At 37.2% G+C, this 16,502-nt stretch carries 17 protein-coding genes; 9 read left to right on the top strand and 8 right to left on the bottom strand.

Features of this window, described 5'->3' with window-relative positions; all coding sequences use genetic code 11:
* Window positions 1-42: 42 nt before the first annotated feature.
* Entirely contained in the window at window positions 43-1,854 is a 1,812-nt protein-coding gene (locus tag ACT5E3_RS03685; RefSeq protein ID WP_444996957.1) for a serine hydrolase, read from the top strand.
* Between the two features lie 73 nt (window positions 1,855-1,927).
* Here ACT5E3_RS03685 and ACT5E3_RS03680 read toward each other — a convergent pair whose 3' ends face one another.
* The 6 genes from ACT5E3_RS03680 to ACT5E3_RS03655 form a co-directional block, all read right to left on the bottom strand.
* Window positions 1,928-2,896 (bottom strand): NAD(P)-dependent alcohol dehydrogenase, encoded by a 969-nt coding sequence (locus ACT5E3_RS03680; RefSeq protein ID WP_444996956.1) that lies wholly within the window; start codon window positions 2,894-2,896, stop codon window positions 1,928-1,930.
* Between the two features lie 6 nt (window positions 2,897-2,902).
* Window positions 2,903-4,246 carry an ABC1 kinase family protein gene (locus ACT5E3_RS03675; RefSeq protein ID WP_444996955.1) on the bottom strand — a complete coding sequence of 448 codons (1,344 nt, stop codon included), beginning with the start codon at window positions 4,244-4,246 and terminating at the stop codon, window positions 2,903-2,905.
* A 98-nt stretch (window positions 4,247-4,344) separates the two neighbouring features.
* Window positions 4,345-5,058: a TetR family transcriptional regulator gene (locus tag ACT5E3_RS03670; protein WP_444996954.1), complete on the bottom strand. Its 714-nt coding sequence runs from the start codon at window positions 5,056-5,058 to the stop codon at window positions 4,345-4,347.
* Window positions 5,059-5,615: 557 nt separating this feature from the next.
* Window positions 5,616-7,250: a lytic polysaccharide monooxygenase gene (locus tag ACT5E3_RS03665; protein WP_444996953.1), complete on the bottom strand. Its 1,635-nt coding sequence runs from the start codon at window positions 7,248-7,250 to the stop codon at window positions 5,616-5,618.
* Window positions 7,251-7,602: 352 nt separating this feature from the next.
* Complete coding sequence (locus tag ACT5E3_RS03660; protein ID WP_444996952.1) at window positions 7,603-7,935, bottom strand: hypothetical protein; 333 nt, start codon at window positions 7,933-7,935, stop codon at window positions 7,603-7,605.
* A complete protein-coding gene (locus ACT5E3_RS03655) occupies window positions 7,935-8,312 on the bottom strand; it encodes a hypothetical protein (RefSeq protein ID WP_444996951.1) in 378 nt (125 codons plus the stop codon). The genes ACT5E3_RS03660 and ACT5E3_RS03655 overlap by 1 nt, the downstream gene beginning before the upstream one ends.
* Before the next feature lie 1,041 nt (window positions 8,313-9,353).
* On the opposite strand from ACT5E3_RS03655, the gene ACT5E3_RS03650 reads away from it, so the two are divergent.
* The 5 genes from ACT5E3_RS03650 to ACT5E3_RS03630 all read left to right on the top strand — a co-directional run bounded on the left by ACT5E3_RS03650 (window position 9,354) and on the right by ACT5E3_RS03630 (window position 13,153).
* Window positions 9,354-9,770, top strand: a complete 417-nt coding sequence (locus tag ACT5E3_RS03650; RefSeq protein ID WP_444996950.1) for a Tse2 family ADP-ribosyltransferase toxin — start codon at window positions 9,354-9,356, stop codon at window positions 9,768-9,770.
* A gap of 1 nt (window position 9,771) precedes the next feature.
* Window positions 9,772-9,948 (top strand): hypothetical protein, encoded by a 177-nt coding sequence (locus ACT5E3_RS03645; RefSeq protein ID WP_444996949.1) that lies wholly within the window; start codon window positions 9,772-9,774, stop codon window positions 9,946-9,948.
* 733 nt (window positions 9,949-10,681) lie between these two features.
* Complete coding sequence (locus ACT5E3_RS03640) at window positions 10,682-11,176, top strand: hypothetical protein (RefSeq protein ID WP_444995702.1); 495 nt, start codon at window positions 10,682-10,684, stop codon at window positions 11,174-11,176.
* 98 nt (window positions 11,177-11,274) lie between these two features.
* A complete protein-coding gene (locus tag ACT5E3_RS03635; protein ID WP_444996948.1) occupies window positions 11,275-11,625 on the top strand; it encodes a hypothetical protein in 351 nt (116 codons plus the stop codon).
* Window positions 11,626-11,692: 67 nt separating this feature from the next.
* Complete coding sequence (locus tag ACT5E3_RS03630; RefSeq protein ID WP_444996947.1) at window positions 11,693-13,153, top strand: hypothetical protein; 1,461 nt, start codon at window positions 11,693-11,695, stop codon at window positions 13,151-13,153.
* An 83-nt stretch (window positions 13,154-13,236) separates the two neighbouring features.
* Here ACT5E3_RS03630 and ltrA read toward each other — a convergent pair whose 3' ends face one another.
* Window positions 13,237-14,574: a group II intron reverse transcriptase/maturase gene (ltrA, locus tag ACT5E3_RS03625; RefSeq protein WP_444995700.1), complete on the bottom strand. Its 1,338-nt coding sequence runs from the start codon at window positions 14,572-14,574 to the stop codon at window positions 13,237-13,239.
* Between the two features lie 47 nt (window positions 14,575-14,621).
* Window positions 14,622-14,783 carry a hypothetical protein gene (locus ACT5E3_RS03620; protein ID WP_444995701.1) on the bottom strand — a complete coding sequence of 54 codons (162 nt, stop codon included), beginning with the start codon at window positions 14,781-14,783 and terminating at the stop codon, window positions 14,622-14,624.
* 274 nt (window positions 14,784-15,057) lie between these two features.
* Here ACT5E3_RS03620 and ACT5E3_RS03615 point away from each other — a divergent pair, with 274 nt between their 5' ends.
* The 3 genes from ACT5E3_RS03615 to ACT5E3_RS03605 all read left to right on the top strand — a co-directional run bounded on the left by ACT5E3_RS03615 (window position 15,058) and on the right by ACT5E3_RS03605 (window position 16,430).
* Entirely contained in the window at window positions 15,058-15,492 is a 435-nt protein-coding gene (locus ACT5E3_RS03615) for a hypothetical protein (RefSeq protein WP_444996946.1), read from the top strand.
* 66 nt (window positions 15,493-15,558) lie between these two features.
* Window positions 15,559-15,870: a hypothetical protein gene (locus tag ACT5E3_RS03610; RefSeq protein ID WP_444996945.1), complete on the top strand. Its 312-nt coding sequence runs from the start codon at window positions 15,559-15,561 to the stop codon at window positions 15,868-15,870.
* A gap of 128 nt (window positions 15,871-15,998) precedes the next feature.
* Window positions 15,999-16,430, top strand: a complete 432-nt coding sequence (locus ACT5E3_RS03605) for a hypothetical protein (RefSeq protein WP_444996944.1) — start codon at window positions 15,999-16,001, stop codon at window positions 16,428-16,430.
* Window positions 16,431-16,502: the final 72 nt, after the last annotated feature.

The raw sequence follows: 16,502 nt of genomic DNA, 5'->3' as shown, positions 1-16,502 counted from the left end.
TATTGCATAATCCAGCTCACGGAGCTTAATAAAGGTATGATTATGACAATCCGACTTATTTCATTAGCACTATTATTTTTTTTCTCATATATTAGTACAGCAAACACCTCAGCAACCAAAAATAAATTATCAAAAGTAACTCTGGATAATGGTGAAAAACACTCTTACGATCAACTACTCGAAAAATATCAATTAACAGGATTAAGCTTAGCTGTCATTAATGATTATCAAATAGTCTACACTCATACGGCGGGATTCAAAGAGTTTGGGCAGGTAGACAAAATCGATATTAACACAGCATTTTCTACCGCATCCATTTCAAAAGCAGTAACAGGTACTATTGCTGCGATGTTAGCAGAAAAAGGAGCTTTAGACTTAGACAAACCTGTGAGTGATTATTTAAAACGTTGGAAAATACCAAGCTCACCTTATAATCAACATTCCCCCATTACACTAAGGCATTTATTAACACATACAGCTGGAACAAGCCAAAGTGGCTTTGCAGACTTTTATTTAGGCGATGATATACCAACTCTAATTGAAAGCTTAAATGGCGTAAAGTTACCCCGTTATAAACACCCAATCTCAATTAACTTTAAACCAAACACAGACTGGGATTATAGCGGTGGAGGTTATGTTATTGCGCAAGTTGCAATTGAAGATATTACTGGAAAATCTTTAGCCCAATTAGCTGAAGAAATGATTTTTACCCCTCTAAAAATGCCAAATACTACCATGTATCAACATGGTCATTCTAAATTTTTAACTAATGTGGCAAAAGTGCATGATGGCCAACAAAAAGTGATTGGAACCGGTATTCCTATTTGTCCCCAAATAGCCCCGTCAGGCATGTGGAGCAATTCAGTCGATATGGCTAAATTTATTATTGACTATCAAAAGGCATTAGCCGGGAAAAAGTCAAAGGTTATTTCTCCTTGGGTTGCCAAGGAAACAACCAAGGTTCATACCATCAAAAAGATAGGTGGCTGGGGAGCAGGCTGGATGCGTTTTGAAGCAACAGGCAACCTCGACTGGTTTTCTCACGGCGGCTCTAACACCGGTACAGGGGGTCATGTAATGGGCACCATGGAAGGAGGAAAAGGCATAATCGTTATGATTAATGCTCCAACGCAACAAAGAATCCCTGCAATAAAAGCGATTATTAATAGTATTATAAAAACCTTAAACTGGGAGCAAACACTAACTGCAAGCCAGCAAAAAGTCCCTACATCAATCTATAATAATATTACAGGTCGGTATCTATCGCCATTTGAAACAATTGTTACTATTGAACAAGTAAAAGATAAATTAATTTATCATGATCCAATTCAAGCTTGGGACACCAACCTGGTCCGTGAACTTGTTTACATGGGCGATAATAAGTTCGCCTTAAATAACTTCAGTAATCAATTAAGCATTCAAACCAATCCTGAAGATAAGCAACAATACCTAACTTTTTATCGTCAGAAGACTCAATTAAAAAATTATGCCATGCGCAAACTTTCTACAAGCGAGTTACTTCCTTTTGAGGTGGCTAAAAAAGCCGATTTAAAGTCGACGTTAAATGCTTATCGACAATGGATAAAGAAATACCCCGACTCTAAATTATCAAGCGCACAATCATTAAACAATGCAGGTTATCAAGCGTTACAATTAAAAGACTACCAAACAGCGCTTAACTTATTTAATGTGGCAGTTCAACTTCATCCGAATAATGCCAATGCATTTGATAGTTTAGCTGAAGCATCCATGATAACAGGGAATAATCAACTCGCTAAAAAATATTATAAGAAATCTTTAGCTATCAATCCTGAAAATAAAAATGCAAAAGAAATGTTGATTAAACTAAAGTAAAAGTTAACCAGAAGAATATGGCATTTATATCGTATTAATTGCAATATAAATGCCTGTATCTTTCATACCTTAACTATAGAGAAACAATCACTTTCCCAATATGTTGACCATCACCAAAGCGCTGCATAGCTTTTGATATTTCATTGAGAGGATAAGGTCCATCAATTGTTGTTTTTAGCTCACCGGATTCAATAAGCAGGCTAATGTAGTCCATCCCTTTATTGGCTTTAAGCGCAACAATTTTAAATTTTTTCTTACTCAATAGAAAAACAAGATGACTCCACACTAGCAGCAACAAAAGTCGAGCAAGCCCCCCACCAACAGTTACATAAGTTCCTCCTGGGGCAAGCGCTCTCCAATAACTAAACACCGAACGATTAGTTTTAGTATCTAGGATTAAATCATAACGATGTCCATTTTTGGTGAAATCTTTTTTACGGTAGTCAATTGTTTTATTAAAGCCTGCTTGCTTCATCACAACTAACTTTTCTCCAGTATCAACCCCTGTCACTTCTGTAGCACCGTTAAGCTTAGCAATTTGCAAACCAAACATACCAACTCCGCCGCCTGCACCATTGATTAAAACCGACTGACCTTTTTTTATTTTGCCTATTTCAACTAAACCTTGAAGCGCCAATATGGATGCATGTGGAATCGAAGCCGCTTGTTCAAAACTGATGCAATCAGGTTTATGCATTAAAGCTTTTTCATTAACACAAACATACTCTGCAAAGCTTCCAAAGCCGTACGCAGAAATATCACCATAAACTTTATCTCCTTTTTTAAATGAAGAGACGTTTTGACCTACAGACTCAACAATACCAGCCAACTCCATTCCAGGTATTGTTTGTTTTGGGTTAAAAAGACCAAACATTACTCGATAAAAATAAGGCTTACCACGAACCATACACCAATCATAGTCATTCACTGCTGTAGCACAGATTTTTACCAATACTTCCCCCGATTTAGGAATAGGTTTATCTAATTCTTTAATTTGAAGTACTTCAGGGGTTCCATATTTTTTAAACACAACAGCTTTCATAAACGCTCAGATAAATTTTTTCCAGTCCGTTTTAACAACAGCACCAATTTCGGTTAGTAAATTCATTAACCCTAAATGAGCCCGGTCAAAGCACAACTGCTCCTCATACATACCATTTAAAAAGCTAATCGCCTTTTTGCTACCATCATCAGGTTTACCGGGGCAAGGTTGCTTGTTGCTAAAATCAAATGTATCGCTGACATAAGCTTCAGCAAACCAATCAGCAAAACGCTTTGTATAAGGAAGAATTTCACTTTCAAACATTGCCTGATCAATTTCCGCAGAGATTATTTTAAGTGACTGATAGACCTCTCGTAATTGCTCACTGCTACCATTTTCATAAGAAACCTTTACTAATGCAGGTATTAATTGCGCACATTGCTGAGTAAAAGCATCATCTAAAGCACGTACACAACCAAAGTCGAGTATGCCTAGCTTTCCATTAGGTAGGAATAAAAAATTACCGGGGTGAGGATCAGCATTAATTCGCTTGAGTTTGAAAACAGAGTACCAAAAAAAATCAAATAACAATTGTCCAAAATGATTTTTTTCTGCTTGTTTAGGTTTTGTTTTTAACCATTCGGCTAAATGCAAACCATCTAGCATCTCAAAGGTAATAACACGTTTTCCAGAATATTCTAGAAACACCTCAGGAATAATAACATTAGGTAACTGAACCTGATTTTTAAACCATTGTATATTGTCAGCTTCAACTTGATAATCGACCTCTTCTCTTAATCGTTCCTGCATTTCCTTCATCATTAATTTGAGAACCTTTTTATGTGGTAACAACTCAGTTGTTTTAGATAAAGTCCAAAATAATTTTTCAATAATTTTTAAATCACTTTCGATAGTAGATGCAATCCCAGGATATTGAATTTTTACAGCAACCAATTCATCATTAAAAGTAATACCACGATGCACCTGACCAATGCTAGCGGCTGCAAAAGCTTGAGAATTAAAACCTTTAAAAACGTCACTTGGCGGCTTTCCTAGCTCTTGAACAACTTGTTTTCTGACCAAAGCTTTATTAATTGGAGGAACTTCATAGCAAGCCTCTTTTAACTTCTTGCGAACAGATATCGGTAAAATATCGGCTTCCATACTTAACAATTGAGAAACTTTTAATGCGGTTCCTCTCAACTGACTTAAAACCGCAAAAATTATATTACCAATATTTTCTTCATGTTCTAACTTGATCTGCTGTTTTTCTTGTTCATCCTTAAGTAAAGTTTTAGCTTTATAGCCAACATACTGCATTCCAAGTTTAGCTGCGGTCATGCTGGTGATTGTAGTACGTTTTATTTTTGAGGTAGGTATACTATCAGTCGTTGAAATTTTTTCGTTCATCTCTTTAACTATCTCTTATCACTTTGTCCGGTTAAGGGGTACTTTGCTATCAAAAGCATTAAACGCTGTTTATTTGCGCTTTCATGGTTTATTCAAAATTAAAATGACCTTGCTGAAACGATTTTATTTAAGAAACCACTTCCCATAAAACGAAACAAATGTGCTTTGATGAAAAAGCTGGCTAAATCAGTTATTTTACTAATAATACCTGTTTTTAATATTTCAATGATTAATGACAATGACATATCAACCATTTGCGTCGTATTGCTAAACTCGTCTGAATCGTCTTTTATCCAATAGAGCAATACCGCTAGAATATAATCATTGGCTAACTTAGCAATAGATGAAGTGAAAGGTGAGCGGACTATTTCACCTGTATTTTCTGCTTCAATCAGCAGATCTTGAATAACCCCAACAAATTCTTTTCGGATCGGCGCAACATCATCAAATAAAACACTTGGAGACTTCATAATCATTTTTAAACTATCATTAACAAACTCTCTATCAGGTAATAATTGACCTAAATAAATATCAATTAATAGTTGAATTTTTTCTTGTAATGTATAGTCTTCTAACTCATCTTCAGCAAGAAACTCTTGCACAGACTCTTCAGCTTTTAAACCATAATAAGCAAAAATCAGCTTATCTTTACTGGCAAAATACTTATAAATCGTTGCATCCCCAATGCCCACTTCACGAGCAATCTGCTTCATTGTTGTTCCATCAAAACCTTGACTACTAAAAAGTTCAACCGCATTTTCTATAATCGAACAACGAATTTCAGCTTGCTTTTGCTTGGATACCTTAGCCATATTCAAAACACCATATCGTTTAAACAGTAAATAAATACAAATATATAATAGATCGTATTTATTAATAAAACAAGAGCCATACTTTATTTGTAGAAAGACACATACTTATTAGCAACAAAAAAACACCAACTATTTGATATTAAAAGAATTTATTTTTTGCATGTCAGCAAGTTAACCAGAAAAGCTTAAATAATCAGAGAAATCCCTACTAGGTAAGAGATAAAAGACTGGCATTGGAACGCGAGTAGCTTTAATTCAAGAGACACAGCAAGCGATAATACTCGTGTCAACTCTGTGGCTATTAATGGCATCAGTGTTTCAGCAATGATTACTTTGAATCAGGGAAGCAACAGACCCGCTAGCCTTAGGTAATAATTCCCTTACCGGACTTTTGGCTCACTATTTTTAGTTGGCTTAAATACAGGACAAAGAGTAATCATATCGCTTTAAGTTCAAATAAAACTTTTCATCTCAAATAAACTTCCGTTAATTGATTAACGGAAGTTTATGAAACAAGAGTTACCTATTTTATTTACATCATTAAACTGTTTTAAAACTTACAAACATTTAGCGGGCCCAATATCTTTCCAGTCACTACTAGGACCCGGCTCACTTTGTGTCCACCATTTAGCCGACCAACGACGTGACTTATGATCGACTTCATCACCACTTTGATAAGATTTACCTGCCTGCCAACCTAACTCAACATCACTCACTAGCGTCCAAGTTGTATTACTGATCGATGGTTGAGAGCCTTGATTCCACCAATTGGCTCGCCACACCAGTTGTTCAAAATTAACCTGGTTAGCTTTTACATAAGTTGCACTTGAATCCCATGTTGGATATTGATCAGCATTGGGATCAGTCTGCACACAATCATTGCCAACAACAACCGTCAACTGGGTATCTGCTTTAACCGTGTGAGTACCATCACTCACCGCAACACTCACAGAATAACTGGTCGTTTGCGAAGGTTTATTAGCAGAAATTGAAACCGTTGCCGAGTCAGTATTGCTCGCAGATAATTCAGAAGGCACTGTCCAAGCATATGACAAAGGATCATTATCAGGATCTGAGGCTTTGACACTAATATTAATTTTACCTGATGCATCGACTCGGTATGAAGATTCAAGAGAAACATCCGGCGGCAAATTCGTTTGTTGTTTTTTAATATCTAAAGCATAACTCTCTTGAGAGCTCGTTAACCAAACTTTATTGGCATAAGGATCACGCGCATCATAAACAACTTGTTGTTGGGCATCTTTTACACCAAGCTTAACTGCATTAGCATGCTTTTGATTAACGCTGTTCGCTAGTTCTTCAGACCATGCTTCAATGCTTTGATTAGACTCAGTGATTTTGAGTTTTTCAAACACTTTTTCATTACCCTGTGGAGTAAAAACTCGAAACCAGATTTCATCTCCAATATTTGCCTCATCACCTTTTTGAACATAAAAGCCTTTATCATTCCATTCATCAGGTGGAGTAGTCACATTTTTAATTGTAATATCGCTGCAATTATAAAACCCTTCTCCAGCCGGATCCCGACGTTGCCAGCGAGTATAAAGAATTGCATCACCATCTCTATCAACGGGTAAACTCACTTGCATTTTGTACATGTTTCTACCACCAACCTTAGTCACACTAACATTGGCATGACTGTCGACTAATTCTAAATCTGACCACTTTAAAGGTTGGCTTGCATCATAACTTGGTTTAGTTAAATAAAACTCCCAAAAACTGGGATTGTGTGGAGTCGCTGCATAAAATAAAAATTCAAACTCTCCATTAGCATCTAATTGAATATCGGTTCTTTGCCAATGCGGTGAAGGAACATCAATTCCTCTTTTAGCACTGTCGCCTGAAGCACATAAACTACCATCTGGAATAGCCGCTTTAACTGCTGCTATATTTTCGTAATCAGCAACATTCTTAGAAAACTCAATACTTTGCACAAACTGAAAAGTGCCAGACTTTAAAAATGCCGCACGACAACCTAAATTAGGTATTGCAGAACCATCATCTGGCCACCAATAGCCGCCATCATCAGCACAAAATTGCTGTCGAGCTTTTGGAAAATCGGTATAACCATGTGCATTGGCTAGTGAACTATAACCAACAGAAAGTACTGAGAGCATTGCTAAGGCTGTTTTTTGTATTTTATTTATCTTTAATGAATATAACTTTATCATTATGGTTTCCTCCTATTATCGTTTTATTAAAGGTACTACCACACATCTGCCTAATTTAGATCTCCTCAGTATCCATTTGATGTAATGAAATTTCGACGAAAAATGACACCGCTGTCATAGGCTTTATAAAGACTACTCCAATAAAAGAATGAAAGAAATAAATAAGCTTATTTTTTAGTTATAAATTGAACACAATTAGCATTTATTAAAGTAAAATGTGTAATATTCACTATGATTTTTTCGATGAACAGGGAGATAGCCTCACCTCCCTGTTTACTAATGTTGAACAGATAGAAAAACATCAATTTTTACTTTTAATTTTTTTTAATGTTATATTTAATATTAACACTCTTTAATTATGTTTTTCTTTGATAACTTGTTCAGTAAACATTTCTAGCTTTTTTCTAAGTTCCAATATAATCATTTCACTCGTTGTTTGTTTGGGTTGTTCAAATAAATTGATACTAAAATTTATTTTGAGTATTTCATTAATCTGCTGTTCCATTTGCGCATAACTGAGTGCGAGTGAGTAGATAATGTTTTGATGGTCATGGTTGGATTGATGTTTGACTAATGAACACAAAAAACATGCTGTTATATCCATCACTTCTCTAGCACATAATAAAGTATTTTCGATTTCTTGTTGTTGGAAGAAGATTTTTTTATTAGATAATTGTTTATTCATTAGTAACGCCCTCGATTGGGTGAACGAACAACCAAGGGTTGTTTTCCCGTTTGTACGGCTTCTAAAAACTGATCAATTCTAGTTACCAAGTCATATTTTACTAAAGGCGTGTTAAATAACATGTCGGTGTTGTATTGGTAGTTGAAGACATCAATATTCATTTCAATCAGTTTTAAGTTAAAGCGTTTTTCCATTTGAAAAAAGTTACAGCAAAGAGAAAAAACTTCATACTGCTCTTTACTATTATCGAATTTAAATAAATAAGTGCCGAGTAATTCACCAGACAATCCGTATAAGTTTCTGGCATCTATTAATAATTGTTCAGTTGCTTTGTGTGATTGTTTTTGATTAAAAAAATCATTGGGTGGTAATTGCATTTATTGAATTCCTTTTGTGTTTCTTTTGCTAACAGTTTTAAGTTGTGATTTTAAAAAACTGGTCATACTGCTTATGAATAGACTTATGGAAAAAACAACATCCAAAAACAAGTTTTTCAACTGACCAGAAAAACGCCTAAACGCTTTTTTTTGCGTTCGATATCATTCATTAGGTCCCATTAACCATGCACTTACCCAGCTTCTCAAACTGGGTTATGACGGATTGTTTAAGCTTGCTGGTGGCTTTTTTAGGCACAGCAATGCTTAATTTGAATATCTCAAATATCAAACAATGCGTCTGAAACAGGTTAAAACGGGATTAAATAATGATTTTTTTCTTTAAGAAACAGAAGGTTAAATGTAATGCGTGGAAATTAGTGATAATTGTATGACACCTAAGGTGTCTGAAAAACTGGGCTCGCGCTGCTAGCGACAAAGCTTTATAATAAAGATAAGTCATGGTTATTCTCCGAGAGTAACTGTGGCCTAGCTCTGGGTGGTAGTTGCTGCTACTGCCCGGGGCGTCTAACGGCCAACTAACTTTTAAGTTAATGGTTTTAGTTTGCAACTGATAAATCGTTCAAACTTTATTTTCTGACCTCTGTTTTTACAAACAGAAAAAAATGCCATTCAAACATTTCAGCTCTTGCAAAATGACCGACTGAATGCAGTCGATTGCAGGAGAAATACTATCATAAAAAAGCAGTAAAAACCTAAGAAAAAATAGAAAAAAACAACGTTAATATTTTGGATATTAGCGCGTAGTTTTTTATGCGTTTTTGAAAATGAAAATCGATTTGTTTGAGAGGTTTAATTTAAGTAAAAAATTTATGGCTAGGTACGCAGTAGTAATCAAACTTAATTTGAGATAATGGCCTGTATATAATAAATTAGTTTTTTCGTTCTTTGCTGCATTCCTATTTTAATGTAGACTGATGAAGTGATCCTGAAAGTTAAAAACTGCGGGAGATATTAGCTATCTTTGCTGTGTATAGTAAACTGTATAACACAAATTTTATATATATCGAAAGGAATAATGATATGCATACACCTATTGAGTTTTATATAAAGATACCTGTAAATCTTTTTAGAGGTGGCACACCCACCAAACCAAAGTTCGATTACCTCAGAACAATGCCTCCTAAAACAGAAGAACAGGTTTATGATGTAAAAATTGATCCAACAACTCAAAAAATTGACTCTAGTTCTGGTGGGTTGAGTTTGTTTGATAAGCCAAATTTCTCATTTGGATCTGACTGGTGGATATTACCAAAAGATACACCATTACCTCACGGTTTTACTATTTCAAAAGATTTAACTGATGGTAAGTTTAAAGGACATTATTCCATTAGGTCTCTCTCAGATATTCACGTTGATATATGGAAGAAAACTCTTAGAGACTGGGCAGAAGAATATGCCATCAATTTAAATGAACACCGAAAAATTAAGGTAAAATAGCATGTTTAATACTATGGAACTTCGACTGATTCGTTATTCAATCAAACAAACAATGGAAAACCTTCAAAAGAGAAAATCTATTCTTGATCCTGAGAGCGATGATTCGGTGGAGATCACAAATGATCTAATGATGTATCAAAATATTTTAGAAAAAATAAATGAAACACCTGATGTATAGTTACAGAAATATTCTTGCGAATAAATAGGCTATTCTAAAACTAATAAGCTTAATTTAAGATATTGACTTATTAGGAATACTAAACAAGGATATCTTTAACTTTTATGAACTAGTCTGAAACAGCGTTTTTCTTAGTTGTTTTACGTTAATTCATTTTTACCAGGAATAAAAAGTGCACTTGTATTTAATTGCAGTTAATCTTATTAAATCCAGAGTTGACATAGCAGTCAAGTTAGGTAAGTATTTGATAATGATTAAAAAGTCGAAATGCAGTTAAACGGTTGTTTGAATATTAATGAGATTAACTGCATAGAATATGCTGTTCTTGGGCATCAAGTCAGAAACCATTTTATGGCTTATAAAATACATAAATGGGATTGAGCCACTGCAACAAGAAGCAGTGAAATTTGTAGGGATTGCGCCCTAAAAAAATAAAGGAGTTGACGTGCCAAATTTTCAGCGTTACTGTAAAAGCGAGAGCGGACACGTTGAAGCTCGGCTTGCTTCCAAACTGATCCGAAATCGCTTTTACAGTGAAGCCTGTCTCGTCGCCGTATTTTCTTTGTTTTCTTTCTCGCGTAAACTCGTTGTAACTGAATGGTTAATGTAGCGTGAAAAGAACCATCACTCAACTTATAGATATGACTAACTCGCCAAGAACAAGACGCAGTAACAGACAAAACAGAAAAGCGTTTTGCAGTTATGCTCGGCGTTAAGCACCATTGGATATGGCATGAAACATAGTAAAGAGAATACGATTGAATACCTCAAGAATAATGGATTTCCTGCTGTATTTATTGATCTTTTTGAAGGGCGAGAAACACCAGATAGTTTTGATATCATATTCGGAGTGCCCGAAGAACTATATATGTGCTCCGAAAGCGAACAAAAAGGAATAATTCCAGAGCGGTATCAACCACTTTGGGATAATGGAAATTTCGATGCGATATATTGTAGCGTTCAGGATTCCAATGAAATTGTAAAGGTCTATATAGAGGGTGGAGAGGAGCACTATAAAAGTTATCTTCATTTTGCGGCACATACTATAAATCGAGTTTGGGAACATGAATGGGATGAGCTAATTGAAGATTTCACTCAAGCCCTTGAGATACCTGATTGGTTATCAGTTTTATCTTTTATAGAAAATAACCACGAAAAAATACCTTATCAAGAATTTGAGGTAGCACTTAATGATTATGTATCAGAGGCTACAAGTAAAAATGCTTAACAAGCACCTGCAATCGACCTCCGGCCACTGTCACCTTTTGTGCAAAAGACGCACAAAAGCCGCCAGTAGCCTACGGCGTTGAGGCGGGCGTTATATGAGTGAAAAACGTGGTCACTAAAATTTTGAAGTATTTACTTGTAATAGCTCTCGGTATTATTCTGGCTGCGCTAGCTTTGTTCAAATGGGAGTCCAGCGAAACTAATGTTGTTTTAGTGAGTACCATAGAATCAATGGTTACCGGAAAGATGGATCCTGATATAGAAATCGTCTTTCAAGAGAATGTTACGATTCCAGAACTATCTAGAGAGTATGAAATTATAAATTCGGATAATCTCTTACTTTGGGGCTACGAATATAGAATAAAATTTCACTCAGGGCACGAAGTTGGAATCGATGTGGTTCCACAGCTATTTAATAAACCTGTGGCTTATGTTTACTTTGGTATATAACCATGCATTGGAATCGACGCGAAATACGCGCGTCTCAATTAGGCGTTAAATTCAAAAGAGGGATCGAGTGAATATCTATTTTTCAGATTATTTCGGGGTGACCAAAGAAGAACTTGATGCTTACGGTGCATTCAATGTGTCGCTCATTAATGACCTCCCAGTATTCATCGATCCATTTCTGCTATTTGGAAGTGAGAAGGATGAGTATCAAAACCTTCATCAGGAAATAATTAAATACATCACCTTTCTTAGGGAGATGTCAGATAAAGGTGTTATTTCCAAGGGTCTAATAAAGCATTGGTTCCTGTTCCCAGAAGTAAAGCAAAATTGGCTTGGCTATAGCAAAGTAGGGAATGGTGGCTCGGGATTGGGCGCGAAGTTCGCTAGCGCACTAAATGAAAATTTAAGTTCTATTTTCAATGATTTTGGCAATGAACAGATAACGAAAAGTAGCCATCTCGAAAAGCTTTGTTTGATAAAGGACGGAGTGGGAAAAGACTCTATCAGTGACTTCACAACGAATTTGATAAAAGGATACCTTTGCGAATACACCCAGACCTTTGCAAAGGATCATTTAGATAAATCGAGGTCTAAAGAGGTCAGTGTTAAACATGCAAAGTTTGACTATCAAACTCGAAGATGGATATCAAAAAGATACAGCTTGCCATATATAGACGGTGATTTCGTTTTACTAACTCCAAAAGATATTCTTACGAAGGACGAGGCATGGATTAATAAGCATGACATCATTGGTGACTTTGATGAAATAGCTGAATCTATCCCAAATATTGAGCTGCGGGCTCAAATCAATGAATATCTCTTAAGACAGATACCAGAGCGCGCAAATCAAAGAGAAATAAATCAGGCAATATCTAGAACACTTCTGAAATTCCCTGTTCTGATTGATCACTACATTAGATACAAAGAAGACCATGGAGATGAAGCTGTTGCTCTGAGCGAACAAAAAGTAAAAGAAACTGAAGCTGTATTTATACGGCAGGTGACCAATTTAGTTGAAGTGCTTCGAGCACAGAAAGTTTTCTACTCCCAAAAGGGTGATACTTTCGAGGAGGCCTACAATAGAGTTATGTTTCTAAAGCAGGTTATTGAAAGTAACGATGGGTATCGTCTGTTCTATGTAAAAGGAGTGCCGGTAAAGCGAGAGTCTGATCTGCAGCTAATTTTTCGCCTAACTTGGTACGCTGCAGAAGACGATGTAAATGCGGAGGTCAATAATGGTCGCGGCCCAGTAGATTACAAAATATCCAGAGGCTCAAAAGACAGCACGCTCGTTGAGTTTAAGCTAGCTAGTAATAGTAAGCTTAAACAAAATCTTGCAAAGCAAGTCGAGGTATATGAAGCGGCCAATCAGACCAAAAAATCAATAAAAGTGCTTCTCTATTTTACTGATTCAGAACTAACGAAAATTTTGAAGGCGCTTAAAGAGTTAGAGTTAAGTCAAAGCAAGGAATTAATTTTAATCGATGCTAGAGCCACAAATAAGCCTTCTGGATCCAATGCAAAGTGAATTTAATCGGGTAGCCGGAGGTCTCTAACCTCCAGCCCCCACACCACCCTGCATGCGGTTCCGCACAGGGCGGTTCACTTAACTTACCCGTTAGGGTAATGAACTTTAATCCATCCTGTTCTCAACGAATATAACCCCTCCTTAACTAAATAATCGTTACCAATTGCTTGATTGATACCCGGTGTTTTGGAACTACGCCAAGGGCCTTTGCTTGTGATCCCACAACCAACAGCCGCTTGGAGCCTGACACCACGTTTTAATAGATTGGCGACCTTAGTTCTTGGTTTTCGCCACTGTCTCCAATAACACATTCGAACTCTGCGTCTTATCCAGTGATCAAGATCGACACAATCTTGGTAAGCGTTAGCGATACCAAAGTAGTTAATCCAACCACGCAGATATAAACTCAATTTATGCAACTGATAATGCATACTGACGCCCCAGTTTCGGTTTGTCAGAACACGCACTTGTTGCTTAAATTTGTGTAGCGTTTTCGGGTGCCATTTGATTTTACCGTTGGAAAAAGTAAAACCTAAAAACTGACTTTGGCTCACTTTAACTACTTGGCTTTTATCGGGGTTTACCACCAACTTTAAGCGGCTTTCAAGATATCGAGAAACACTGGCAAGTACTCTTTCACCAGCACGCTTTGACTTCATTAAGATAATAAAATCGTCAGCGTAACGAGCAAATTGATGACCACGATTTTCCAGTTCTTTATCCAAACTATCGAGTAAAATATTCGACAGCAAGGGTGAGAGTGGACCACCTTGCGGTACACCTTCAGTGCTTGGCAATAGTTTTCCTTTATCCATAATTTCCGCTCGAAGATAATGACCAATTAATGCCAGCAACCTTTTGTCCCGAATACGAACAGCTAGTTTTGACATCATCAGATCATGGTTAACCCGATCAAAGAACTTGGATAAATCGACATCAACAGCAATACGCCGTTTCTGTTTAATCAACCTTTGAACATGTTTGACCGCTTGGCAACCACTTCGGTTTGGCCTAAAACCAAAACTATTTTCTGAAAAGGTTGGCTCAAATATCGGTGAGAGTATTTGTGTAATAGCTTGCTGAATAACTCTGTCGAGAACAGTCGGGATCCCGAGAAGACGTTTACCGCCATCCGGTTTATCAATCTCTACACGTCTGACAGGACTAGGACGATAACTTCCATTAATTAATTGAGCTTCACATTGTTTCCAGTGTTGTTTCGACCAATCAATAAAGTCATCGAGCTGCAAACCATCGACACCAGCCGCACCTTTATTTGCACGAACTTGTTTCCAAGCCCGCTTGAGATTGTGTGCTGCTAATATATCATCGAATAGATTGTTGTTTAAGGCTGGTTGCACATCAGCACGCTGCGCAAGATAATCGCCGGACGGCGTAGTTGAATTGTTCAAGTGAGACATGACTCCTCCTTAGGTTAAATGTTCAGCCCTTCGCCGTGTCATACCCATTACGGTAAGCGTTTGACTACTATGGCTTCTGCTGACTTCTGAAAGATCACCATTTCAATTTCTTGAAATAGCGCTTCCGCACTAGGCTGGGTTGCTGCTGATTTGCTCGCTTTCGATTGCAACAAATCGAAGCGCCAAGAGTTGACCAACCAGTCTCTCACTGGTACCCTCCGCAGCGTTAGCGCAGGACGCGTGTCTTTCAGATCTCCCCGAATAAGAATATTAACTTTCCCTGCGCAACTACATCATTTACGGTGGCCGTTAAATCACATGGCTTCGTCGTCTTGTGCCAACTCGCCTTCAGCCTACGCCTCATATGATGTTCTTGTTCATTAGCTCGCAGTTTTGCTAGCGGCTTCCTTTGGACCGTTCCTCACAGATTAGCCCTTGCCATTCACTAGTAGTTATCGTCTAATTACATCAAAGTGTTCGACGGTGATTTTCCTACAGAGGACTTGCACCTCATTAGTTAATACCCATGTCGGGCGTACACAAGCGCATGTTGTCGGACTGGTTTTCCGCTGCGCTACAAACCAGCCGCAAATGCGGGCGTTATACGAACAAAGAAGAAACTACTCAACTAAAGCTATGAATACAGTATCAACATTCTTGGTAGTTCAAGTTCTACAAACCAGCGCTCGAAGTGTTGTGATTTGTGAACGACAGGATAATGTTGATTTTAATTTTGAGTCTGGAATGTTGTTAGATGGCATTTCTGTAAAAGATATGGGGATGCCAAGAATATTGGATGAAGATGGTAACCCCAGATTGAATTGTTTAGCGTTTTCACTTTCAAAAGAAGAAGATTCTATATATTTTGAAAAAGGGGCGTTAGTTGAATTGGCTCGTAGCATTGAGACTAACGTATAACCAGTCAAGGCAGCATATGCAAAACAAGCAATTCTGCTTGAGGCGTTATAACGCTTAGGGAACTGTATGGAGCCTGAAGGTAAGCCAAATATCAACAAGACACTAAATGCCTTTGCCATTCTAATGTTATTTCCGGTTTTGTTGTCATTGTATGGAATTTACGGATACCAAACTAGTACGTCTCAATATAGGATGGAATCGCTATATTTTGTTGGATTTATGGGAGCTTTTTCAGTTCTGGTGTTCATTCCTTACTGCGTTGTTTTAATGCGGAAATGGAACAATGCTTCGGTTACTAATATCACGGTTTCCAGTATACCGTTTGTCGGTATCGCGTTGATGTATTGGTATGCTCTAAACGAAGGGGCACCATTTTGAAGCATTATAACAAGCGCATTAAATTTGACTCCTCAAGCAGTCCGATTTTTTGCAAAAACAAACGGCGCAAAAAAGCGTCCAACTTGCTCCGCACTTTATGCGGGCGTTATACATACATAAGGAACATCATGATAGAACTTACACAGATAGGTGCACAACTCATCTTTATTGGTATTGTCTTCTTCCTTGTCGGTTTAATACAAGGTGCATTAATACCATCTGTAAAAAATTCCCGGATGGCTCTTTCTGGTCACTTGACTGCTGTTCAGTGCGGAATGGCCCTGGCGATCTTTGGTGTTATCTGGTCGCTGGTTGAGCTGCCTTTATCTTTAGAAATTTTTGTGGCTTATGGTTCCGCATTGGGATTCATACTTATTTGGCTGGGAATAACTATTGCGTCCGTAACAGGTGCAAGTAAAGCGCTTCCAATCGCTGGCGCTGGATTTTCAGCAACCGTCACTACCGAATTTACGGTTAAGATTATGGTACGTACAGGGTCACTACTATCACTAATCGCCTGTGCTTTGTTAGCTTTTGGATTACTGTCAATACTTTGGTAGTCGTAATAGAAAAAATGAAAATAATGGACACCCGAAAAAATAATAGACACCCTCAATTTAAAATAAGATTTT

It is taken from the genome of Aliikangiella litoralis, assembly GCF_052495765.1.
Note: the sequence above shows the minus strand (reverse complement) of the source record. Positions and strands in the feature narration are given on the sequence as shown.